Origin of the sequence: Marinobacter denitrificans (genome assembly GCF_008795955.1) — a bacterium.
Lineage (GTDB): Bacteria > Pseudomonadota > Gammaproteobacteria > Pseudomonadales > Oleiphilaceae > Marinobacter > Marinobacter denitrificans.
This window is the reverse complement of the sequence record NZ_VMHN01000008.1, coordinates 150,416-172,052: the sequence shown is the minus strand read 5'-3', so window position 1 is coordinate 172,052 and position 21,637 is coordinate 150,416. Positions and strand designations below refer to the sequence as shown.

Sequence of the window (21,637 nt, the reverse complement as noted above, 5' to 3'; positions counted from 1 at the left end):
TGCCGGGTGACAACGTGAAGATGAGTGTTACCCTGATCAACCCGATCGCCATGGAAGATGGCCTGCGCTTCGCGATTCGTGAAGGCGGCCGTACTGTTGGTGCCGGTGTGGTCTCCAAGATCATCGAATAATTGATTCGAATGGTCTGAGGAAAAAGGGGCTGAAACTCAGCCCCTTTTTCTGTTTCAGCCGCACAATCTGACCTGGCGGAGTCGCTGCTGAACGCAGTTGACACTGCTGGGTATTATGCATACAATGCGGCTCCTTTTTTTGAAGGTCGGCTAACTAGTAGCTGCTACGAGTGGAGTTTGGGTGCATCATGCAAAGCCAAAAAATTCGAATCCGGTTGAAGGCGTTTGATTACCGCCTGATCGACCAGTCAACGCAGGAGATTGTCGATACCGCCAAGCGGACCGGCGCTCAAGTGCGTGGACCAATCCCTCTGCCGACGCGGAAGGAAAAGTACACCGTTCTGATCTCCCCGCACGTCAATAAAGACGCGCGCGATCAGTACGAGATTCGTACACACAAGCGTCTGCTGGACATCGTCGAGCCGACGGAAAAGACAGTAGATGCTTTGATGAAGCTGGATCTGGCAGCAGGTGTAGACGTTCAGATCAGCCTCGGCTAACCACGCGGTTAGTCTGTGTAACTGTCATAAGGCCATAGAGGGTGAGAGCCCCGTACACTTAAGAGGTGAAACATGGCAATTGGAATTGTCGGTCGCAAGGCCGGTATGACCCGTATTTTTACGGAAGACGGGCAAGCGCTGCCCGTAACGGTAATTGAGGTTGAGCCCAATCGCATTACCCAGCTGAAAACTCTTGAAAGCGATGGCTATCGTGCGGTTCAGGTAACCGTTGGAAAGCGTCGTTCCTCTCGTGTGACCAAAAGCGAAGCGGGCCATTACGCCAAAGCCGGAGTAGAGGCAGGTCGTGGTCTGTGGGAATTCCGCCTCGCCGACGGTGAAGGTGAAGAGCTGGCTGCAGGCGGTGAAATCACTGCTTCCATCTTTGAAGATGGCCAGATCGTCGATGCTGTTGGCCAGTCCAAGGGTAAAGGTTTCCAGGGTGGCGTTAAGCGCTGGAACTTCTCCATGCAGGACGCCACACACGGTAACTCCCTTTCTCATCGTGCTCCGGGTTCCATCGGTCAGAACCAGACTCCGGGCAAGGTATTCAAGGGCAAAAAGATGGCGGGCCAGATGGGCAACGCGCAGGTGACTGTGCAGAACCTGCAAGTCGTCCGTGTCGACGCCGAGCGCAACCTTCTGCTGATTCGTGGTGCCGTTCCAGGCGCGACCGGCGGAAATGTTGTCATCAAGCCTGCAGTTAAAGCCTGAGGAGCGGTGCGATGGAATTGACAATTACAGGTAGCGGCAAGGGAATTTCTGTTTCCGATGCTGCATTTGCCAAAGATTTTAACGAGTCTCTGGTTCACCAGGTGGTCACTGCCTATATGGCAGGCGCCCGTCAGGGAACCAAGGCACAAAAGACGCGTTCCGAAGTCGCTGGTGGTGGCAAGAAGCCATGGCGCCAGAAGGGTACTGGTCGTGCCCGTGCCGGTACAATCCGTAGCCCGATCTGGCGCTCCGGTGGTGTTACCTTTGCTGCCAAGCCCCGTAGCTTTGAGCAGAAGGTTAACCGCAAGATGTACCGCGCTGCGATGCGCTCCATTTTTTCAGAGCTGGTACGCCAGGAGCGTCTGGTCATTGTTGACGACATGAATGTTGACAGCCCCAAGACCAAAGCGTTTAGCGCCAAGCTGAAGGATATCGGTGTTACCAATGCATTGATTCTCTCCGAAAACGTTGAGCAGAATCTGCATCTGGCCTCTCGTAATATTCCGCACGTAGACGTGCGTGACATTGCCGGTCTGGACCCGGTTAGCCTGGTTGCCTTCGAGAAGGTCGTTGTGACTGTTCCCGCTCTGAAGAAAATCGAGGAGATGCTGGGATGAATCAGGAACGTATTTACAAGATTCTTCTTGGGCCCCACGTATCAGAGAAAGCTTCTCTGGTAGCGGAAAGCGGTCAGGTGGTATTTCGTGTCGCCCCTGACGCAACCAAGCCCGAGATCAAGAAAGCCGTTGAGCAGCTGTTCAACGTCACCGTCGAAGGTGTTCAGGTTCTGAACCGTAAGGGTAAGCTCAAGCGTACCGTTCGCGGCTTCGGCAAGCGTGCTGACATTCGTAAGGCTTATGTGAAGCTTGCGGAAGGTCAGGACATTGATTTTCTGGATGTGGAATAAGGTAAAGGGGTCGTAAAATGCCGATCGTCAAAACCAAGCCAACATCTGCCGGCCGCCGTCACGTTGTTAAGCTCTTTAACCCTGATCTTCACAAGGGGCGCCCTTACGAGCCGTTGGTAGAAACATTGAGCAAATCGGGTGGTCGCAACCATTTTGGTCGCATCACTACCCGTCATATTGGTGGTGGCCACAAGAAGCACTACCGTGTTATCGACTTTAAGCGGACCAAAGATGGTATTCCGGCGACTATTGAGCGCCTGGAATACGATCCTAACCGCTCGGCGCACATTGCGCTGATCAAGTATGCCGATGGCGAGCGTCGTTACATCATCGCTCCCAAAGGTATGCAGATCGGTGATCCTGTGCGCTCCGGCATCGACGCGCCGATTAAAGTAGGAAGCACACTTCCGCTCCGGAATATTCCGGTCGGTTCTGTGATTCACTGCGTCGAAATCAAGCCTGGCAAAGGTGCCCAGCTGGCTCGCTCCGCGGGCGCATCCGTACAGCTGGTTGCTCGGGAAGGGGCTTACGCCACCATCCGCCTGCGTTCAGGTGAAATGCGTAAGGTGCTTGTTGACTGTCGTGCAACGTTGGGCGAAGTGTCCAACAGCGAACACAGCCTCAAGCAGCTTGGTAAAGCGGGTGCATCACGTTGGCGCGGTAAACGTCCAACAGTACGTGGTGTTGCTATGAACCCAGTTGACCACCCACATGGTGGTGGTGAAGGGCGTACCTCTGGCGGGCGTCACCCGGTTACTCCGTGGGGTGTTCCGACCAAAGGGCATAAGACTCGTAAGAACAAGCGTACTGACAAGATGATAGTACGTCGTCGTTCAGCCAAGTAAACGACTACATAGAGGTAAATGCTGTGCCACGTTCTTTAAAGAAAGGTCCTTTTATAGACCTGCATCTGTTGAAGAAGGTCGAGGCAGCTCTGGAAGCGAACGACAAGCGACCGATCAAGACCTGGTCGCGTCGTTCGACAATCTTCCCGGAGTTTGTAGGCTTGACCATTGCAGTCCACAACGGCAAGCAGCACGTGCCGGTTTATGTAACCGAAGATATGGTCGGGCATAAACTGGGTGAGTTCGCGGCAACGCGTACTTATCGTGGTCATGCGGCCGACAAGAAAGCTAAACGCTGATTGTGAGGTAATAGAAATGGAAGTAGCAGCCAAGTACAAGGGCGCTCGCCTCTCAGCTCAGAAAGCGCGTCTTGTCGCTGACCAAGTACGCGGCAAGGCTGTTGAGGACGCCCTGAACATTCTGACTTTCAGCCCTAAGAAGGCGGCGGTCATTCTCAAGAAAGCTCTTGAGTCTGCCATTGCCAACGCTGAGCACAACGAAGGTCTGGACGTAGATGATCTGCGGGTTTCCACCGTTATGGTGGATGAGGGTCCGACGCTCAAGCGAATCAAGGCTCGAGCCAAGGGGCGCGCTGACCGGATTTTCAAGCGCACCTGTCATATCACCGTCAAGGTCGCCGACAAGTAGGAGATGCTCAGATGGGTCATAAAGTAAATCCAACCGGCATGCGCCTGGGTGTGATCAAAGAGCACAACTCAGTGTGGTATGCGGAAAAAGCGGAATACGCGAACAATCTGTTGAATGATATTCAGGTTCGCGAATTCCTCGACAAGCGTCTGGTAAAGGCGTCTGTCAGCAAGATTGTGATCGAGCGCCCTGCTCAGAACGCCCGTATCACGATCCATACAGCCCGTCCCGGTATTGTTATCGGCAAGAAGGGTGAAGATGTTGACCGTCTGCGTCGCGAAGTCAGCGACATGATGGGTGTGCCTGTGCACATCAACATCGAAGAAGTCCGCAAGCCGGACCTGGATGCCCGCCTGGTCGCGCAGAACGTTGCCGGTCAGCTGGAGCGTCGTGTGATGTTCCGTCGCGCCATGAAGCGTGCGGTACAGAACGCCATGCGCCAGGGAGCGAAGGGTATCAAGATTCAGGTTGGCGGTCGTCTCGGGGGTGCTGAAATTGCCCGTTCCGAGTGGTATCGCGAAGGTCGTGTACCGCTGCACACACTGCGTGCAGATATCGATTACTCGACCTACGAAGCGAAGACCACTTACGGCATTATCGGCGTCAAGGTATGGATCTTCAAAGGTGAGATTCTTGGTGGTATGGAGCAGGTCCGTGCTGACAAGAAAGCCTCTGGGAAGAAAGGTTCTAAGTAAAGGGGCACTCAAATGCTGCAACCAAAACGCACCAAATTTCGCAAGGTAATGAAAGGCCGTAACACCGGTCTTGCTCACCGTGCTAACAAGGTGAGCTTCGGTGAATACGGATTGAAGGCGACAACCCGTGGACGTATAACTGCGCGCCAGATTGAAGCAGCGCGTCGTACCATGACACGTCGCATCAAGCGGGGCGGTAAGATCTGGATCCGGATTTTCCCGGACAAGCCGATCTCCAGTAAGCCGCTGGAAGTACGAATGGGTAAAGGTAAGGGTTCTGTCGAGTATTGGGTGGCTGAAATTCAGCCAGGCCGGATGCTTTATGAGATGGAAGGCGTCTCCGAGGAAATCGCTCGCGATGCATTCACTCTTGCTGCGGCGAAGCTGCCCGTACAGACCACCTTTGTTACGAGGACGGTGATGTGATGAAAGCAACAGAGCTGCGTGAGAAGTCAGTCGAGGAGCTGAACAAAGAGCTGATCGACCTCCTGAAGGAGCAGTTCAACCTGCGCATGCGTAAGGCGACAGGTCAGCTGAATCAGTCTCATCTTCTACCGAAGGTGAAGCGTGACATTGCTCGCGTGAAAACGGTTATGAATGAAAAGGCAGGACAGTAACATGACTGAAGCTACCCAAACTGCCAGAACCCTGAGCGGCAAGGTCGTGAGCAACAAAATGGAGAAATCCATTGTGGTTCTGGTTGAGCGCCAGGTTAAGCATCCTCTGTACGGTAAGTACATGAAGCGCTCATCCAAAATTCACGCTCACGACGAGAGCAATCAGTGCAACATCGGTGACACCGTTACAATCCAGGAAACCCGCCCGGTCTCCAAGACCAAAAGCTGGGCACTGGTGGAAGTCACCGAACGCGCATCGAAGGTGTAACTCGCCCGGACGGTGAGTCTTGTCGTAACGGCAAAGTGGTTTCTGCTGGAGAACAACCATGATTCAGACTCAAACAATGCTTGAAGTCGCGGACAACAGTGGTGCACGTCAGGTTATGTGCATCAAGGTCCTGGGCGGTTCACATAGGCGTTACGCCAGCGTTGGGGATATCATCAAGGTAACCGTTAAGGAAGCCATCCCCCGCGGTAAAGTGAAAAAAGGCCAGGTCCTGAAAGCTGTCGTTGTGCGCACCCGTAAAGGTGTGCGTCGTCCCGACGGGTCGCTTATTCGTTTCGACGGAAACGCGGCAGTACTTCTGAACAATCAGGACGCACCAATTGGTACCCGTATCTTCGGACCGGTTACCCGTGAACTGCGAAACGAAAAGTTCATGAAAATTATTTCACTGGCACCCGAAGTACTTTAAGGACCAGAGGCCGGTTATGAAAAAGATCAAACGAGATGACGAAGTAATCGTCACTACGGGGAAAGACCAAGGCAAACGTGGTAAAGTCCTGAAGGTTCAGGACGATGGCCGGGTAGTAGTTTCTGGGATCAATATGATCAAGAAACACACCAAGCCTAACCCGATGTCTGGCACCCCAGGTGGCATCGTCGAAAAAGAAGCACCTATCCAGGCTTCCAACGTGGCTATTTTTAATCCGCAGACCGGCAAAGCCGATCGCGTAGGCTTCCAGATCAAGGAAGACGGCGCCAAAGTGCGGATATTTAAGTCCACGAAAGAAGTCGTCGATAACCAGTAAGCGGTGGTGGTTACGATGCTTAACATGAAAGAGCAGTACAGTAAGGAAGTGGTACCCGCCCTGCAGAAAGAGTTCAGCTACAAGAACATCATGCAGGTGCCGCGTATCGAGAAGATCACCCTGAATATGGGTGTCGGCGAAGCGGTCGGTGACAAGAAGCTGATTGAGAATGCTGTGGCGGATCTTGAGCGCCTGGCTGGTCAAAAAGCGGTTGTCACTCTGGCACGTAAATCCGTTGCGGGTTTCAAAATCCGTGAAGGTTGGCCGATCGGTTGTAAAGTTACGCTGCGCGGCGAGCGCATGTGGGATTTCTTTGATCGTCTGGTCCACATTGCGGTTCCCCGCATTCGTGACTTCCGCGGTCTCAATCCCAAGTCCTTCGACGGACGCGGTAACTACAGCATGGGCGTGCGTGAGCAGATCATTTTCCCCGAGATCGAGTACGACAGAGTCGACAAGATCCGTGGTCTTGACATCACCATTACCACCACTGCCGGTACCGACGATGAAGGTCGCGAACTGCTGAAAGCCTTTGGCTTTCCGTTCAAGAAATAAGGAACGAGTGTAATGGCTAAGGTTTCCATGAAGAACCGCGAGTTCAAGCGCGAGAAAACCGTTGCGAAATATGCAGCGAAGCGTGCGGAGCTCAAGGCGATTATCAAGAACCCGAATACCAGCGATGATGACCGCTGGGATGCGCAGATGAAGCTTCAACAGCTTCCTCGTGATGCGTCTCCCTCGCGTCTTCGTAATCGTTGCCAGATTACAGGTCGTCCCCACGGCGTCCTGCGCAAGTTCAAGCTGTCACGTATCAAGTTGCGTGAAGCTGGCATGCGCGGTGATGTCCCGGGCCTGACCAAAGCAAGCTGGTAATGCAGGCACTCTGACCTCAGGTCGGGTGCCCGTTGGTAAGCGGTGCGGCGCGCCGCTGCACAACTAAAAAGATCAGGAGTCTCATACCGATGAGTATGCAAGATACGCTTGCGGATATGTTTACCCGTATCCGTAATGCACAGATGGCACAGAAGGCCGATGTGGCCATGCCGTCTTCAAAGATGAAAATCTCCGTAGCCCAAGTCCTCAAGGACGAAGGTTACGTAGGCGATTTTTCCGTTTCAGCTGACGCGAAGCCCGAGCTGACCATTAACCTCAAATATTTCGGCGGCAAGCCGGTTATTGAGGAAATCAAGCGGGTCAGCCGTCCGAGTCTGCGCCAGTACAAGGGCGCTGGGGAACTGCCGAAAGTATCCGGCGGTCTGGGAGTCGCGATTGTCTCTACGTCCAAGGGCGTAATGACAGACCGCGCTGCACGTGCTGCCGGCGTGGGTGGCGAAGTCATCTGCACCGTATTTTAGGAGATACACATGTCCAGGGTTGCCAATAATCCTGTCGTGCTGCCTTCCGGTGTTGAGGTTAAGCTGAACGGACAGGAAATTAATGTGAAGGGGTCCAAGGGATCGCTTCAATTCACCATCCACCATGTGGTCGACGTGACGCAGGAAGAGAATGTTCTGCGCTTCGCTGCCCGTGATGGAGCCAAACAGTCCCGCGCTCTTGCTGGTACTACCCGCGCATTGGTCAACAATATGGTGACCGGTGTGTCTACAGGCTTCGAGCGTAAGCTCGCGCTGACGGGCGTAGGCTACCGTGCCCAGGCGCAAGGTAAGAAGCTCAATCTGACACTGGGTTTTTCACACCCGGTTGAATATGAGCTGCCCGAGGGGATTACCGCAGAAACTCCGTCCAATACGGAAGTTGTAATTCGCGGAATCGACAAGCAACAGGTTGGCCAGGTCGCTGCTGAGATCCGTGCATTCCGTCCGCCAGAGCCTTATAAAGGCAAGGGTGTGCGTTATGCGGATGAGCAGGTCAGACGCAAAGAAGCCAAGAAGAAATAAGGCGGGACTATGAGCGCGAATAACGAAAGATTGCGTCGCGCACGCAAGGTGCGCATGAAGATCCGTAAGTTGGGCACAAACCGCCTGTGTGTACATCGTACACCACGGCACATGTATGCCCAGGTTACGACTGCAGACGGCAGCAAGGTGCTGGCGGCTGCCTCCACGTTGGATAAGGACCTGCGCCAGGGTGCAACCGGTAACGTGGACGCTGCCAAAAAGGTCGGTCAGCTGATTGCTGAGCGTGCCAAGGCAGCAGGTGTAGAGCAGGTCGCTTTTGACCGCTCCGGTTACCGTTATCATGGTCGCGTACAGGCTCTGGCCGACGCAGCCCGTGAAGCTGGCTTGCAATTCTAAGAGGTGGAGAAGATGAGCGTTAACGAACAGAAGGCGCCTGAGCTCCAGGAGAAGCTGGTTCAGGTCAATCGCGTCGCCAAGGTTGTTAAAGGCGGCCGTATTTTTGCCTTCACTGCACTGACTGTAGTGGGTGATGGTAAAGGACGCGTTGGTTTCGGTCGTGGCAAGGCGCGTGAAGTGCCGGTTGCGATCCAGAAGGCGATGGAAGCTGCACGCAAGAACATGGTCGACATTCCGCTTGACGGAAACACCCTGCAGTACGCGGTTAAAGCGCAGCACGGTGGCTCCAAGGTCTACATGCAGCCAGCATCAGAAGGTACCGGTATTATCGCCGGTGGTGCGATGCGTGCGGTACTGGAAGTTGCGGGTGTGCAGAACGTACTGTCCAAATGTTATGGGTCTACCAACCCGGTGAACGTGGTACGTTCCACCATCAAGGGTCTCCAGGCAACTCAAGCGCCTGAAGATATTGCAGCCAAGCGCGGTAAATCCGTGGAAGAGATTCTGGGTTGAAGTCATGGCGAACGCAAAAACGATCAAAGTAACACTGACCCGCAGCCCTATCGGCTGTCAGCCCAAGCACAAATTGTGCGTAAAGGGTCTGGGTCTCCGTAAAATCGGTCATACCGTGGAAGTGGAAGATACACCGTCTATCCGCGGCATGATCAACCGGGTTAACTACCTGGTACAGGTAGAGGAGAACTAAGATGCGTCTGAACGAACTTAGTCCGGAGCCTGGTTCACGTCCCGCCGCAAAGCGTGTGGGTCGCGGCATCGGCAGCGGCCTCGGCAAGACCGGCGGTCGTGGTCATAAGGGTCTGAAAGCCCGTTCCGGTGGCAGCGTCGCTCCCGGTTTCGAGGGCGGTCAGCAGCCGTTGGCCCGTCGTCTGCCGAAGTTTGGTTTCACCTCGCGCCAGCAGCGCTATGTGGCCGAAATTCGTCTGAACGAACTGGCGAAAGTAGACGGTGATGTTGCCGATCTCGCGGCCCTGAAAAAAGCTGACATCGTTCGCGAAGAAATTCGTGAAGCGAAGGTCATTCTGTCCGGCGAACTGAGCCGTGCGGTGACCGTCAAGGGTCTTAAAGTGACCAAAGGCGCACGCGAGGCGATCACTGCCGCGGGCGGTAAAGTCGAAGACTAAGGCGAGTCGAGGACTAAATGGCCAAGAACGCATCATTGCCTGCGGGCGCGGGAAAAGGACTGGCAGAGCTGCGTTCGCGGCTCTGGTTTGTCTTCCTGGCATTGCTGGTGTACCGGATCGGTGCCCACATCCCTGTGCCGGGTATCAACCCCGATCGTCTGGCGGCACTGTTTGAGCAGAATCAGGGCACAATCCTGAGCATGTTCAACATGTTTTCCGGTGGTGCGCTTGAGCGGATGAGTATCTTCGCACTTGGTATCATGCCGTATATCTCGGCCTCTATTATCATGCAGCTCATGACGGCGGTCAGTCCGACGCTGGAGCAGTTGAAGAAAGAGGGCGAGGCTGGTCGTCGCAAGATCAGTCAGTACACGCGGTATGGTACGGTTATCCTGGCCCTGGTTCAGGGCTTTGGTATCTCTGTCGGGCTGGCATCCCAGGGTGTGACCTTTAACGACAGCTTCAGCTTTCATTTTGTGGCTGTGGTTTCATTTGTCAGCGGTGCCGTGTTCATGATGTGGCTGGGTGAGCAGATCACCGAGCGCGGTGTTGGTAACGGCATTTCGTTGCTGATTTTCGCCGGCATTGTTGCGGGTTTGCCCGGGGCCATTGGCCAGACACTAGAGCAGGCACGTAATGGCGAAATGAGCCTGTTGGTGGTTCTGGGTATCGCTATCCTGGCGGTTGCCGTGGTTGGTTTTGTGGTGTTCATGGAGCGCGGACAGCGTCGCCTGACCATCAATTATGCCAAGCGGCAGCAGGGTCGCAGGGTATTTGCCCAGCAATCCAGCCATCTGCCACTGAAGGTGAATATGGCCGGCGTTATACCGCCGATCTTTGCCTCTTCCATCCTGCTGTTCCCGGCGTCATTGGGGCAGTGGTTCGGTCAGGGCGAAGGTATGGAGTGGCTGAGTGATATTTCCCAGGCACTGGCGCCCAGTCAGCCCCTGTACATCATTCTGTTTGCGGCAGCAGTGGTATTCTTCTGCTTCTTCTATACAGCCCTGATGTACAACCCGAAAGAAGTTGCGGATAATCTCAAGCGCTCTGGCGCCTTTATTCCGGGCATCCGTCCGGGCGATCAGACTGCCAAGTATATTGATGGTGTACTGACCCGCCTGACACTGTTCGGTGCAATGTACATTGCAGCAGTTTCCCTGTTCCCTCAGTTTCTGATGGTTGCCGGGAATGTTCCGTTCTATCTGGGCGGCACGTCACTGCTGATTGTTGTAGTCGTGGTGATGGATTTCATGGCTCAGGTTCAGTCGCACCTGATGTCGCATCAATATGATTCATTGATGAAGAAGTCCAATCTCAAGGGCTATGGTCGGAACGGTTAATCCCGTTCCCCTTGAAAACTGGAGTCGACAATGAAAGTACGCGCTTCGGTAAAGAAAATTTGCCGTAACTGCAAAGTAATTCGTCGCAATGGCTCAGTAAGAGTCATTTGCTCGGAGCCTCGTCACAAGCAGCGCCAGGGTTAATCCTTACGGATTCAGCACTGACATTGCAGAGGGTACGATTAATAGCGCTTGACCTCAGGTGGGGTCAGGCGCTATTATTTCGCGCCCTTTTATAGTGGCGGAAAATTCACACAGCAAAGCTTTGAACGCGGAGTAATTTGGATGGCACGTATAGCCGGTGTCAATATACCCGATCACAAACATGCTGTTATCTCGCTGACTTACATCTTTGGAGTCGGCCGGACAGCAGCCCAGAAGCTTTGCGATGCAACCGGCGTCAAGCCGGACGTCAAGGTCAAAGACCTGTCCGACGAGCAGCTTGAATCACTTCGTACAGAAGTAGGCAAGCTGGCCGTTGAAGGCGATCTGCGTCGTGAAGTTCAGATGAACATTAAGCGTTTGAAGGATCTCGGTTGCCACCGTGGTCTGCGTCATCGTCATGGCCTTCCGGTCCGTGGCCAGCGCACAAAGACCAACGCACGCACCCGTAAAGGTCCTCGCAAACCTATTCGTAAGTAACAGGTAGGCAAACATGGCAAAGCCAGGTACACGTACCCGTAAAAAGGTGAAAAAGACGGTTGTTGATGGCGTCGCGCACATTCACGCGTCCTTCAACAACACTATCGTGACCATTTCTGACCGTCAGGGCAATGTATTGTCCTGGGCCACCTCTGGTGGTTCTGGTTTCCGTGGGTCACGCAAGAGTACACCTTTTGCTGCGCAGGTAGCAGCTGAAAGAGCCGGTAATGCGGCTGCTGAATACGGCCTTAAAAACCTGGACGTAGAGGTTAAAGGTCCGGGGCCCGGACGTGAATCTGCAGTTCGCGCGCTGAATTCGTGCGGCTACAAGATCACTAACATCACTGATGTGACGCCGATTCCCCATAACGGTTGTCGTCCGCCCAAAAAGCGCCGCGTCTAACACAGGAGACAGTGAATTATGGCTCGTTACATAGGCCCGAAGTGCAAGCTGTCTCGTCGTGAAGGGACAGATCTTTTTCTGAAGAGCGGTGTTCGCGCGCTCGATTCGAAGTGCAACATCGAGACTCCGCCGGGTATGCACGGCGCGCGTCGCGGTCGTCTGTCCGAATATGGCGTACAGCTTCGTGAAAAGCAGAAGGTCCGTCGTATCTACGGCGTACTGGAGAAGCAATTCCGCAACTATTATAAAGAGGCCGCCCGCATCAAGGGTGCAACCGGTGAGAACCTGTTGCAGCTGTTGGAAGGTCGTCTTGATAACGTTGTATATCGCATGGGTTTTGGTTCTACCCGTGCTGAGTCCCGTCAGCTCGTTTCTCACAAAGCGATCCTGGTCAACGATAAGCTGGTGAACATCCCGTCTTATCAGGTCAAGCCAGGTGATGTTGTGAGTGTGCGTGAGAAGGCAAAAAACCAGCTTCGCGTTAAAGGCGCACTGGATCTGTCTTCCAGCCGCGCACCGGTGAGCTGGGTAGAGGTCGACGCCAGCAAGATGTCCGGCGTTTACAGGTCAGTGCCTGAGCGCACTGAATTGCCGGCCGACATCAACGAGAACCTCATCGTCGAGCTTTACTCCAAGTAAAGCCCAGTTAGCAACGAGAGCAATTAGGGGCGTCTATGCAGCGTTCAGTACATGAGTTATTGACACCTCGTACCATTGACGTGAAAGAATCAAGCGCCATGCGCGCCAAGGTGACGCTGGAGCCTCTGGAAAGAGGTTTCGGCCACACCCTGGGCAGCGCACTGCGTCGTATACTCTTGTCCTCAATGCCGGGCTGTGCCATTACCGAGGCACAGATCGACGGTGTTCTGCATGAGTACAGCGCGATCGAGGGTGTTCAGGAAGACGTCATTGAGATTCTGCTGAATCTCAAGGGCGTGGCCGTGAAAATGGGCGGCCGGGACGATGCCGAGGTTACCCTCAGCAAGAAAGGCCCGGGCGTTGTCACTGCCGGTGATATCAAGCTGGATCACGATGTCGAGATCACCAACCCGGAACATGTGATCTGTCACCTGAGTGATAAAGGTGAAGTGAACATGCGTCTGAAGGTTGCCCGTGGTCGCGGCTATGAGCCGGCCGATCAACGGGGTCTGGACGAGGACGAGACTCGCGCCATTGGACGCCTGCAACTGGACGCAACCTTCAGTCCGGTTCGCCGTGTTGCCTACGCTGTGGAAAGTGCACGGGTAGAGCAACGTACGGACCTGGACAAGCTGGTTATTGACCTGGAAACCAATGGTACTATCGACCCGGAAGAAGCAATTCGTCGGGCGGCAACCATTCTCCAGCAACAACTGGCTGTGTTCGTCGATTTCGATCACGAGAAAGAGCCTGAGCGTGTTGAAGAAGAGGAAGAAATTGATCCGATTCTCCTGCGTCCGGTTGATGATCTGGAATTGACAGTGCGTTCAGCTAACTGCTTGAAAGCTGAGAATATTTACTACATCGGCGATCTGATCCAGCGCACAGAAGTTGAGCTGCTGAAGACGCCTAACCTTGGTAAAAAGTCGCTTACCGAGATCAAGGACGTGCTCGCGTCCCGCGGTCTGTCATTGGGTATGCGTCTTGATAACTGGCCGCCGGCTAGCCTTCGTGGTGACGACCGGGTACTGGGCGGTTAATCGCCGATTAGTTTAAGGTAAGGAATCAGAGCAATGCGTCATCGTAAGAGTGGTCGTAAGTTCAGCAGGACCAGTGCGCATCGCAAGGCCATGTTTCGGAACATGACTGCGTCACTGGTTGATCACGAGCTGATCAAGACAACGCTCCCCAAGGCGAAAGAGCTTCGCCGGGTAGCTGAGCCTTTGATCACGCTCGCAAAAAATGATTCGGTTGCGAATCGTCGCCTGGCGTTCTCACGCCTGCGTGACGACGCAGCGGTTGCCAAGCTGTTTAACGAGCTTGGCCCCCGTTACAACGAGCGTCCGGGTGGTTACCTTCGTATTCTGAAGTGTGGCTTCCGCGCTGGCGACAATGCCCCGATGGCATTCGTAGAGCTGGTTGGTCGTCCGTTGGACATCGAAGCAGAAGAAGTTGACGAAAGCGAAGATTAATTCCTTCGCCAAGTCATAAAAAAACCGGAGCCTGATCGCTCCGGTTTTTTTATGTCTGGCTTTTGAGCCAGGGGTTTGGGGGCGGGCCAGGGGCTGGAGGTAAGTTTTCTTCAGAAAAAGAACTCGCTTCGCTCAGACACCTTTTTCCTCCAGAAAACTTACCCCCAGCCCCTGGCCGTTCCGGCTTCGGGAGTACAGCCTTCTGGTGTTTTTGTCCGTGTTTATCTGCGTTGTCAGTGGCTAATCCCTTTTTATTTCCCGGCCAATACCCCTTTCAAATACCGTCCGGTATGTGAGCCTTCAACCTCTGCAACCTCTTCCGGCGTGCCCTCAGCGACAATCATGCCACCGCCAGAGCCGCCCTCGGGCCCCAGGTCTATGATCCAGTCCGCCGTCTTGATAACGTCCAGGTTGTGCTCAATGACCACGATGGTGTTGCCGTGGTCCCGCAGCCGCTGCAGTACCGTTAGCAGCTGCTGGATGTCGTAGAAGTGCAGGCCGGTGGTGGGCTCGTCGAGAATGTAAAGGGTTTGCCCGGTATCACGCTTGGACAGCTCCTTGGCCAGCTTCACCCGTTGGGCTTCGCCGCCGGACAGCGTTACGGCACTCTGGCCCAGACGGATGTAGGACAGACCAACATCGATCAGGGTCTGTAACTTACGGGCAAGGAAGGGGACGGGGTCGAAAAACTCCCGCGCTTCCTCGACGGTCATCGCAAGCACTTCATGAATGCTTTTCCCTTTGTAGCGGACTTCCAGAGTTTCCCGGTTGTAGCGTTTGCCTTTGCAGACATCACAAGGCACATAGACGTCCGGCAGGAAGTGCATCTCCACTTTTATTACGCCGTCGCCCTGGCAGGCTTCGCAGCGCCCGCCTTTGACGTTAAAGCTGAACCGCCCGGGCTTGTAGCCGCGGGACCGCGCTTCCTGGGTGCCGGCGAACAGCTCGCGGATCGGCGTAAACAGGCCCGTGTAGGTGGCGGGGTTTGAGCGCGGCGTGCGGCCGATAGGGCTCTGGTCAATGTCGATAACCTTATCGAGCTGGTCCAGGCCTTTCAGGGATTCATAGGGCGCATGGGTCAGGCTGGTGGCCTTATTGAGCTTCGCTGCACAAATAGGATACAGCGTACTATTGATCAGGGTGGACTTGCCTGAGCCGGATACGCCGGTTACACAGGTCATCACGCCCAGAGGCAGTGTGAGCGTTACGTCACGCAGGTTGTTCCCGGTGGCGCCTTTGAGTACCAGGCTCTTGCCGTTACTGGTGTGGCGCTTGTCCGGTATGGCAATTTCCTTCTTGCCGCACAGGTATTGGCCGGTGAGTGAGTCCTCGGCCGCGATGATGTCTTCCGGGGTGCCCTGAGCAATGATGTGTCCTCCATGAACCCCCGCGCCTGGGCCGATGTCGATGACGTGGTCCGCTGCACGAATGGCGTCCTCATCGTGCTCAACAACGATTACTGTATTGCCCAGGTCCCTGAGGTGGAACAGGGTGGCCAGGAGCCGGTCGTTGTCCCGCTGGTGCAAACCAATGGAGGGTTCGTCAAGAATATACATGACGCCAACAAGGCCGGCTCCAATCTGGCTGGCGAGCCGGATGCGTTGGGCTTCGCCACCGGAAAGGGTGTCGGCGCTGCGCTCGAGGGTCAGGTATTCCAATCCTACATTGACAAGAAATTGCAGCCTCTGGCGAACCTCCTTGAGGATTTTCTCAGCGATTTCGCCCTTTCGACCGGGCAGGGCAAGCTTGCCGAAATAGTCGTGGGCGTCACCGACGGGCATGTGGGTCACATCGGAGATGTTGTTCTTCTCGATGAATACGTGCCTTGCACTGCGTCTCAGGCGCGATCCGCCACATTCCTTGCAGGGCTGGGTGCTGAGGTTGCGGGCCAGTTCTTCCCGCATGCTCTGCGATTCGGTTTCCCGGTAACGGCGCTCGAGGTTGGGAAGAATGCCTTCGAAGGGGTGGGCCTTCTCCATAATGTGGCCACGGGAATTCACGTAGCGAAAGGGAATATCCTCAGTGCCTGAGCCATAGAGCAGCGTCTGGCGAAAATCATCCGGCAGGTCGTCCCATGGGGTGTCCATATCAACATCGTAGTGCTCGGCTACGCTGGTCAGCATCTGGAAATAATAGACGGCCCGACGGTCCCATCCCTTGATGGCGCCTTCGGCGAGGGTGGCTTCCGGGTGCTGGACGATTTTTTCGGCGTCAAAGAATTGCTTTACGCCCAGGCCATCACACGTCGGGCAGGCACCAGCGGGATTGTTGAAAGAGAACAGTCGCGGTTCCAGTTCGCTAATGGCATACCCGCACTGAGTACAGGCATAGCGGGCAGAAAAGGTGTGTTCTTGGCCCTCATTATCCATGGGGGCGACCAGAGCGATGCCATCGGCAAGCCCCAGTGCCGTTTCAAAGCTTTCCGCAAGCCGCTGTTCCAGGCCCGGCTTGACCTTGAAGCGGTCCACGACCACGTCAATCTGGTGTTTGCGTTTCTTGTCCAGCGATGGCAGGTCGTCGATATCGTAAACCCGGCCATCCACACGCAAGCGGATGAAGCCCTGACTGCGCATGGTATCGAAGACATTCAGGTGCTCACCCTTTCGGTCCCGAATCACCGGTGCAAGGATCATCAGCTTGCTGTCCTCTGGCATGGCCAACACCTGATCAACCATCTGGCTGACGGTCTGGGCTTCCAGTGGCAGGTCGTGATCCGGGCAGCGCGGCTCGCCAGCGCGGGCAAACAGCAGGCGCAGGTAATCGTAGATTTCGGTAATGGTGCCGACGGTAGAGCGGGGATTGTGGGAGGTGCTTTTCTGCTCAATGGAAATGGCCGGCGACAGACCCTCAATATGGTCCACGTCGGGCTTTTCCATCATCGACAGGAACTGGCGAGCATAGGTGGACAGTGACTCCACGTACCGGCGCTGGCCTTCGGCATAGAGCGTGTCGAACGCAAGGGATGACTTCCCGGAGCCGGAGAGGCCGGTGATCACGATCAGCTTGTCCCTCGGCATATCCAGGTCAATGTTTTTCAGATTGTGGGTGCGTGCCCCTTTGATCTGGATATGGTCCATAACACCTCGCTGTCGGAAAAAACAGAAATTATACCGTGTTTGGCCCCCGCCCGGCCAAGCCCGGAACGCTTTTAGGCATCTAAATGCAATATGCCTTGCCCGGGTGCGTTCTGTTACAATGCGCAGCGATTTTGCGAAGGGCAGGCTCCCCTTATGAACCCATGTTTCCGGAACCCTTACCAGTCAGGCACTGCATGAATTCATTGGAAAGACGCTCCGTCGCGGCGCTGGCATCGGTCTATGCCATGAGGATGCTCGGGCTCTTCATGGTTATGCCCGTGTTCGTTCTTCTCGGTAGCGACTTGAAGGGTGCAACCCCCGCACTGATTGGCCTCGCCATTGGCGCCTACGGCCTGAGCCAGGCGCTGCTGCAGATTCCGTTCGGCATGCTGTCGGACCGTGTGGGCCGCAAACGAATGATCTATATTGGCCTGGTGCTGTTTGCTGCGGGCAGTCTGCTGGCGGCAGCCACAGACTCCATATACGTTGTGATTGCGGGTCGGATTCTTCAGGGCGCGGGAGCGATCGCCAGTGTACTGATGGCCCTGCTCAGTGACCTGACCCGCGAGGAAGAACGGACCAAGGCCATGGCGACCATCGGCATTTCCATCGGTCTGTCGTTTTCCGTCTCGCTGGTGTTGGGCCCATTGCTGGGCTCGGCATTTGGCCTCTCCGGTATCTTTTACACCACCGCGGCTTTGGCAGGGGTGGCTATGGTGATTGTCCATCGACTGGTACCGACACCCCACGAGCACAAATCCAGTGCCGATACCCATCCGGCCCGGGCGATGCTGCGTAAAGTGCTTGCAGATGGCCGCCTGGTGCGCCTCGATTTCGGAATATTTGCCCTGCACCTGGTGCTGACGGCGATCTTCCTGGTCTTCCCTACATTGCTCCAGGACGAGCTGGGCCTGCCGCCGTCCTCTCACTGGTGGTTCTACCTGACGGTCATGGTGACTTCGTTCTTTGCCATGGTCCCCTTTATCATCATTGGCGAGAAAAAGCGCAGCATGAAACCGGTGCTTTGTGGCGCGATTGCGCTGTTGGCCATTGCAACCGCCGCTATTGGTGGGATAGCGGGCAGCCTTACTATTGCCTGGGTTGTGCTGTTCTTTTTCTTTATGGCTTTTAATCTACTGGAGGCCAGCCTGCCATCACTGGTGAGCAAGGAATCTCCCGCGGCGGCGAAAGGTACGGCCATGGGGGTATATTCCACCTCCCAGTTTTTTGGCGCTTTCCTGGGAGGAGCCCTGGGCGGACTGCTGCTGGAGCAACTGGGGTTTCAGGGAGTTCTTTGGCTAATGGTAATCGTGTTGCTGCTGTGGCTGGCGGTAGCGTTGACCATGCCGAGCCCGGGTTACACAGCAAGTTTCGTGGTACAGTTACAGCACGTGGCGCACAGCCAGTTTGATGATATTGACGATGCACTGAGGAAACTTCCGGGGGTACAGGATGTGGTCATCCTGGAGGAGGCCGAAACCGCTTACCTGAAGGTGGATCGTCGTAAATTCGATGAACTCTCGCTTGCGGACTTTGCATTTGTCCGGCAGGGTAGCAGTTCTTGAAAACCGGAGGCCTGCAGGGACAGCAGGCTATCCCTGAAAACAGAGTCAGGAGCAGATCATGGCACGAGGCGTAAACAAGGTTATTCTGATCGGGAACCTGGGGCAGGACCCGGACACCCGCTATACCCCGAACGGTAACGCGGTGGTGAACCTGAACCTTGCGACAGATGAAAGCTACAAGGACAGGCAGACAGGCCAGCTGGTGCCAAAAACCGAATGGCACCGAATCGTGATGTTCGGCAAGATCGCCGAGGTCGCCGGCCAGTATCTGCGCAAAGGGTCCAAGGTCTACATTGAAGGTAAGCTGCAGACGCGCAAATGGCAGAACAAGGAAGGCCAGGACGTATACACTACCGAGGTGGTCGTGGATATCAATGGCCAGATGCAGATGCTGGACAGCCGCGGTGGTGAAGGGGGTGGTGCAAGCCAGGGGGCCCCTGCAGGCCGCCCGCAACAAGCGGGTAACGCTGCGCCGCCTGCCGCAAGTCAGTCAGGACAGCAATCTGGTGGCGGTGGATACAGCCAGCCTTCCCAGGGCAGCATGCCCGAACCGGTCGACGATTTTGATGACGATATACCCTTCTAACTTACATTCGAGCCGGTTTGTAACGTTTTAAGAGTTCTCTAATTCAAAGCCCCCGCCAAGCGGGGGCTTTTGTGTTAAAGAGTTGCAAAAAGAGGTCAAATTTAACAAGAAAACATGGTATTACGTTCATTTTCTCAACTATCATGCAGGTCAATGTAGAATCCGTGCACCTTTCGCGCACTGAGGCTGGCAAGTGGCCCCACGTTTTATAACAAGAGTTCTGCGACGTTCCGGTAAGCGGAAGCGCGTCTATCTGGAAGTTCGCCCTGACGGCATCGCCTGGGCAGAATCCGGGGGCTCTGCCGGTTTTTCCGACTGCTCACCGGCAAAACGGGAGTCTGTTCTTGGTGCCCTTACCAGTGAGCGCGGTTGGGTTGGTGCAGACGCCACGCTCATTCTGCCGCTTGATCAATATCAGGTGTTCCAGCTGGAACGTCCCGAAGGTATTGATGAATCCGAGCTGGGCGATGCACTGAAATGGAAGCTCAAGGATTTTCTCGATTTTAATCCCTCCGATGCCGTCTCCGACGTGTTTCATTTCCCGGAGGACGCTTCTCGCGGACGGGGAAGCCTGGTGAATGTTGTTGCCGCTCGAAAGTCTCTGGTCAGTGGGCTGGTGACACTGGTAGAGAACTGCGGCCTGGCATTGACGTCCATTGATATTGCCGAGTTGGCCCTGCGCAATCTGGTTCCCCGCATCGATCCGGCTAGCCGCGGCACGGCTCTTGTTCACATGCGCGAGCGCTTCGGTCAGATGATCGTCTGCAAGGGCGAAACGCTGTACCTGTCCCGGCGGCTGGATGTAACGTCCGATGACCTGCGGGACGCGTCGAGCCAGGAGAGCGCAGTGCAGTCGCTGGCGCTGGAGATGCAGCGCTCCCTGGACTATTACGAGAGCCAGTTAGGGCAGGTCCCACCATCAGTAATCAGATTGGTCGCCCGGGACAACGTTCTGCCATTGTCATCAATGCTGGCCTCCTATGTCGCCGCCAGCGTTGAAACCCTGGATTGGGCGCCTTTCGGCCTTGATGCATCGCTCGATAGCCGCTGTCTTCTTGCCTGGAGTGCCAGCCTGGCGATGACCGCAGGAGGCGATGGTGTTCAGCAGGTAAATCTCTACACCGACGACCTGCGGCCGCGCCAGGAAAAACTACAGGCCGGGATGGCGATGTCCGTGCTGGCGCTCGCCCTGGTTGTGATTGTCGTGGCCGCGGGTGTTGCCCATTATCAGGAATCCGGGTTGCAGGCAGAGACCGCTGCCCTGCAGCAGCAGAATGAGCAACTCGAGCGCTCCGTGACGCAATTGACCAACGACGTGGAAGCCCGGCAGCCCGACCCTGAAGTTGAAGCTGCGCTGGAGCGGGTGACAGCCACCCTGGCCCGGCGGCAGAAATTGCTGGATCGGGTGGAAAACCTGATCGCCACCGAGACAACGGGGTTTTCGTCGCCGCTATCGGCACTGGCTCGCCAGGTACCTCAGGGGCTCTGGCTGACGCATATCCGGCTGGATGCCAGCAACGGTGCCGTCGGTCTGGTCGGCAAGGCGCAGTCAGGCCGGCTTGTGCCGGTCTATCTTGAACAACTGGGTGATGAACCTGCCTTTATGGGCAAGACCTTCGGTAGCTTCCGGCTCGACCGGGGCGAAGACGGACGCTGGGTTGAGTTCCATGTGGCAACCGATGCCGACGGGGAGGTGTCGAAATGACGGCTGTCTTACGTCAGCAGTTTGCCCAGGGCACCACCTGGTTTAATGAACGCCCGATTCGTGAACGCGTATTGCTGACTGTTACTGCATTGGTGGTGGTCCTGGTCGCTGGCTGGGAGCTGGCGGTGGCTCCGGTTTTAGCGGGCAATGAACAGCTTCGGTACCGTCAGGTGTCTTTGTCTGATACCCGTGCGGCGTTGATGGAACAACAGAGCTTATTGTCAGAGCAACTGGCGTCCGACCCGTCACAGGTATTGAGGAACCAGCTCGCGGCCCGGCAGCAGAGACTGGAACGGTTGAATAATGAGCTCGCGGAAACCACGGGGCGGTTGATTGCACCCCGCGCCATGGTTGTTCTGTTGCGGGAGATGCTCGCTGCCCAGGACAAACTGGAGCTTGTGGGGGTTGATCTCCTGTCGCCGGTGCCGGTGTTCGACAGGCCCTCCGAGGGTGTCAGCCAGACTGCCAGCGGGAGCGCCGGAAACGGTGCGGGAACTGACAGTGCTGACAACGAGAGTTCAGAGCCGCTGCTGTATGCCCACGACGCAGAAATAGTTCTGCGTGGGGGGTATATGGATGTGTTGGATTATATAGAGACGCTCGAAGCCATGGACGCGCGCCTGGGATGGGTGTTGCTGGAGTACGATTCCAGCAATTACCCGGAGAACGAAGTCCGCATCCGGGTTCGTACCCTGAGCCTGGACCGCGCCTGGTTGGGAGTGTGA

At 55.6% G+C, this 21,637-nt stretch carries 34 protein-coding genes; 33 read left to right on the top strand and 1 reads right to left on the bottom strand.

The genetic code is table 11. The features are described from left to right. From FO268_RS18570 to rplQ, 29 genes are all read left to right on the top strand, one after another. Nucleotides 1-131: EF-Tu C-terminal domain-related protein (locus FO268_RS18570; protein WP_449806563.1), on the top strand; the 131-nt coding region annotated here is incomplete at its 5' end. Nucleotides 132-319: 188 nt separating this feature from the next. Further along, nucleotides 320-631 carry a 30S ribosomal protein S10 gene (rpsJ, locus tag FO268_RS18565; protein ID WP_004580743.1) on the top strand — a complete coding sequence of 104 codons (312 nt, stop codon included), beginning with the start codon at nt 320-322 and terminating at the stop codon, nt 629-631. A 72-nt stretch (nt 632-703) separates the two neighbouring features. Further along, complete coding sequence (gene rplC / locus FO268_RS18560) at nt 704-1,342, top strand: 50S ribosomal protein L3 (RefSeq protein ID WP_150994706.1); 639 nt, start codon at nt 704-706, stop codon at nt 1,340-1,342. A gap of 11 nt (nt 1,343-1,353) precedes the next feature. After that, nucleotides 1,354-1,959, top strand: coding sequence for a 50S ribosomal protein L4 (gene rplD / locus FO268_RS18555; protein WP_150994705.1), 606 nt, complete (start codon nt 1,354-1,356; stop codon nt 1,957-1,959). Beyond that, nucleotides 1,956-2,249: a 50S ribosomal protein L23 gene (gene rplW / locus FO268_RS18550; RefSeq protein WP_150994704.1), complete on the top strand. Its 294-nt coding sequence runs from the start codon at nt 1,956-1,958 to the stop codon at nt 2,247-2,249. Before rplD ends, rplW begins: the two co-directional genes overlap by 4 nt. A gap of 17 nt (nt 2,250-2,266) precedes the next feature. Further along, complete coding sequence (gene rplB / locus FO268_RS18545; protein ID WP_007154012.1) at nt 2,267-3,094, top strand: 50S ribosomal protein L2; 828 nt, start codon at nt 2,267-2,269, stop codon at nt 3,092-3,094. A gap of 23 nt (nt 3,095-3,117) precedes the next feature. Continuing rightward, nucleotides 3,118-3,393 (top strand): 30S ribosomal protein S19, encoded by a 276-nt coding sequence (gene rpsS / locus FO268_RS18540; RefSeq protein WP_012139770.1) that lies wholly within the window; start codon nt 3,118-3,120, stop codon nt 3,391-3,393. Between the two features lie 16 nt (nt 3,394-3,409). Beyond that, complete coding sequence (gene rplV, locus FO268_RS18535; protein WP_007154010.1) at nt 3,410-3,742, top strand: 50S ribosomal protein L22; 333 nt, start codon at nt 3,410-3,412, stop codon at nt 3,740-3,742. An 11-nt stretch (nt 3,743-3,753) separates the two neighbouring features. After that, entirely contained in the window at nt 3,754-4,437 is a 684-nt protein-coding gene (gene rpsC / locus FO268_RS18530; RefSeq protein WP_007154009.1) for a 30S ribosomal protein S3, read from the top strand. 12 nt (nt 4,438-4,449) lie between these two features. Then, nucleotides 4,450-4,863 (top strand): 50S ribosomal protein L16, encoded by a 414-nt coding sequence (rplP, locus tag FO268_RS18525; protein WP_027830882.1) that lies wholly within the window; start codon nt 4,450-4,452, stop codon nt 4,861-4,863. Then, nucleotides 4,863-5,054, top strand: a complete 192-nt coding sequence (rpmC, locus tag FO268_RS18520) for a 50S ribosomal protein L29 (protein WP_027830883.1) — start codon at nt 4,863-4,865, stop codon at nt 5,052-5,054. The genes rplP and rpmC overlap by 1 nt, the downstream gene beginning before the upstream one ends. Nucleotide 5,055: 1 nt before the next feature. After that, the gene (gene rpsQ / locus FO268_RS18515; protein ID WP_007154006.1) at nt 5,056-5,322 is read left to right on the top strand and encodes a 30S ribosomal protein S17; all 267 of its coding nucleotides are present in this window, start codon (nt 5,056-5,058) and stop codon (nt 5,320-5,322) included. A gap of 58 nt (nt 5,323-5,380) precedes the next feature. Continuing rightward, a complete protein-coding gene (rplN, locus tag FO268_RS18510) occupies nt 5,381-5,749 on the top strand; it encodes a 50S ribosomal protein L14 (RefSeq protein WP_007154005.1) in 369 nt (122 codons plus the stop codon). 16 nt (nt 5,750-5,765) lie between these two features. Then, nucleotides 5,766-6,086: a 50S ribosomal protein L24 gene (gene rplX, locus FO268_RS18505; RefSeq protein ID WP_135956417.1), complete on the top strand. Its 321-nt coding sequence runs from the start codon at nt 5,766-5,768 to the stop codon at nt 6,084-6,086. A 15-nt stretch (nt 6,087-6,101) separates the two neighbouring features. Further along, on the top strand, nt 6,102-6,641 hold the full coding sequence (gene rplE / locus FO268_RS18500) for a 50S ribosomal protein L5 (RefSeq protein WP_036203346.1): 540 nt from the start codon (nt 6,102-6,104) through the stop codon (nt 6,639-6,641). Between the two features lie 12 nt (nt 6,642-6,653). Then, entirely contained in the window at nt 6,654-6,959 is a 306-nt protein-coding gene (gene rpsN / locus FO268_RS18495) for a 30S ribosomal protein S14 (RefSeq protein ID WP_027830887.1), read from the top strand. An 89-nt stretch (nt 6,960-7,048) separates the two neighbouring features. Then, nucleotides 7,049-7,441 carry a 30S ribosomal protein S8 gene (rpsH, locus tag FO268_RS18490; RefSeq protein ID WP_150994703.1) on the top strand — a complete coding sequence of 131 codons (393 nt, stop codon included), beginning with the start codon at nt 7,049-7,051 and terminating at the stop codon, nt 7,439-7,441. A 9-nt stretch (nt 7,442-7,450) separates the two neighbouring features. Continuing rightward, a complete protein-coding gene (rplF, locus tag FO268_RS18485; RefSeq protein ID WP_150994702.1) occupies nt 7,451-7,984 on the top strand; it encodes a 50S ribosomal protein L6 in 534 nt (177 codons plus the stop codon). Nucleotides 7,985-7,993: 9 nt separating this feature from the next. Next, entirely contained in the window at nt 7,994-8,341 is a 348-nt protein-coding gene (gene rplR / locus FO268_RS18480; RefSeq protein ID WP_007153999.1) for a 50S ribosomal protein L18, read from the top strand. A 12-nt stretch (nt 8,342-8,353) separates the two neighbouring features. Continuing rightward, the gene (gene rpsE, locus FO268_RS18475; protein ID WP_007153998.1) at nt 8,354-8,854 is read left to right on the top strand and encodes a 30S ribosomal protein S5; all 501 of its coding nucleotides are present in this window, start codon (nt 8,354-8,356) and stop codon (nt 8,852-8,854) included. A 4-nt stretch (nt 8,855-8,858) separates the two neighbouring features. Further along, nucleotides 8,859-9,047, top strand: coding sequence for a 50S ribosomal protein L30 (gene rpmD / locus FO268_RS18470; protein WP_007153997.1), 189 nt, complete (start codon nt 8,859-8,861; stop codon nt 9,045-9,047). 1 nt (nt 9,048) lies between these two features. Further along, entirely contained in the window at nt 9,049-9,483 is a 435-nt protein-coding gene (rplO, locus tag FO268_RS18465; RefSeq protein WP_150994701.1) for a 50S ribosomal protein L15, read from the top strand. A 17-nt stretch (nt 9,484-9,500) separates the two neighbouring features. Beyond that, nucleotides 9,501-10,823, top strand: a complete 1,323-nt coding sequence (secY, locus tag FO268_RS18460; RefSeq protein WP_150994700.1) for a preprotein translocase subunit SecY — start codon at nt 9,501-9,503, stop codon at nt 10,821-10,823. A 30-nt stretch (nt 10,824-10,853) separates the two neighbouring features. Further along, nucleotides 10,854-10,967, top strand: coding sequence for a 50S ribosomal protein L36 (rpmJ, locus tag FO268_RS18455; RefSeq protein ID WP_008174902.1), 114 nt, complete (start codon nt 10,854-10,856; stop codon nt 10,965-10,967). 141 nt (nt 10,968-11,108) lie between these two features. After that, complete coding sequence (gene rpsM, locus FO268_RS18450) at nt 11,109-11,465, top strand: 30S ribosomal protein S13 (protein ID WP_027830890.1); 357 nt, start codon at nt 11,109-11,111, stop codon at nt 11,463-11,465. A 13-nt stretch (nt 11,466-11,478) separates the two neighbouring features. Further along, nucleotides 11,479-11,868: a 30S ribosomal protein S11 gene (gene rpsK, locus FO268_RS18445; RefSeq protein ID WP_044387623.1), complete on the top strand. Its 390-nt coding sequence runs from the start codon at nt 11,479-11,481 to the stop codon at nt 11,866-11,868. Between the two features lie 18 nt (nt 11,869-11,886). Further along, nucleotides 11,887-12,507 (top strand): 30S ribosomal protein S4, encoded by a 621-nt coding sequence (gene rpsD, locus FO268_RS18440; RefSeq protein ID WP_027830891.1) that lies wholly within the window; start codon nt 11,887-11,889, stop codon nt 12,505-12,507. A gap of 35 nt (nt 12,508-12,542) precedes the next feature. Then, nucleotides 12,543-13,547 (top strand): DNA-directed RNA polymerase subunit alpha, encoded by a 1,005-nt coding sequence (locus FO268_RS18435; RefSeq protein WP_027830892.1) that lies wholly within the window; start codon nt 12,543-12,545, stop codon nt 13,545-13,547. Nucleotides 13,548-13,580: 33 nt separating this feature from the next. Next, on the top strand, nt 13,581-13,979 hold the full coding sequence (gene rplQ / locus FO268_RS18430) for a 50S ribosomal protein L17 (protein ID WP_135956427.1): 399 nt from the start codon (nt 13,581-13,583) through the stop codon (nt 13,977-13,979). Nucleotides 13,980-14,230: 251 nt separating this feature from the next. On the opposite strand, the gene uvrA is transcribed toward rplQ, so the two are convergent. Then, on the bottom strand, nt 14,231-17,056 hold the full coding sequence (gene uvrA, locus FO268_RS18425) for an excinuclease ABC subunit UvrA (protein WP_150994699.1): 2,826 nt from the start codon (nt 17,054-17,056) through the stop codon (nt 14,231-14,233). A 194-nt stretch (nt 17,057-17,250) separates the two neighbouring features. On the opposite strand from uvrA, the gene FO268_RS18420 reads away from it, so the two are divergent. From FO268_RS18420 to FO268_RS18400, 4 genes are all read left to right on the top strand, one after another. Then, nucleotides 17,251-18,621, top strand: coding sequence for an MFS transporter (locus tag FO268_RS18420; RefSeq protein ID WP_150994698.1), 1,371 nt, complete (start codon nt 17,251-17,253; stop codon nt 18,619-18,621). Nucleotides 18,622-18,679: 58 nt separating this feature from the next. Then, nucleotides 18,680-19,207 carry a single-stranded DNA-binding protein gene (ssb, locus tag FO268_RS18415; protein ID WP_150994697.1) on the top strand — a complete coding sequence of 176 codons (528 nt, stop codon included), beginning with the start codon at nt 18,680-18,682 and terminating at the stop codon, nt 19,205-19,207. A 193-nt stretch (nt 19,208-19,400) separates the two neighbouring features. Beyond that, nucleotides 19,401-20,912: a PilN domain-containing protein gene (locus FO268_RS23065; RefSeq protein WP_225316841.1), complete on the top strand. Its 1,512-nt coding sequence runs from the start codon at nt 19,401-19,403 to the stop codon at nt 20,910-20,912. Then, nucleotides 20,909-21,637, top strand: a complete 729-nt coding sequence (locus FO268_RS18400) for a type II secretion system protein M (protein WP_150994696.1) — start codon at nt 20,909-20,911, stop codon at nt 21,635-21,637. Before FO268_RS23065 ends, FO268_RS18400 begins: the two co-directional genes overlap by 4 nt.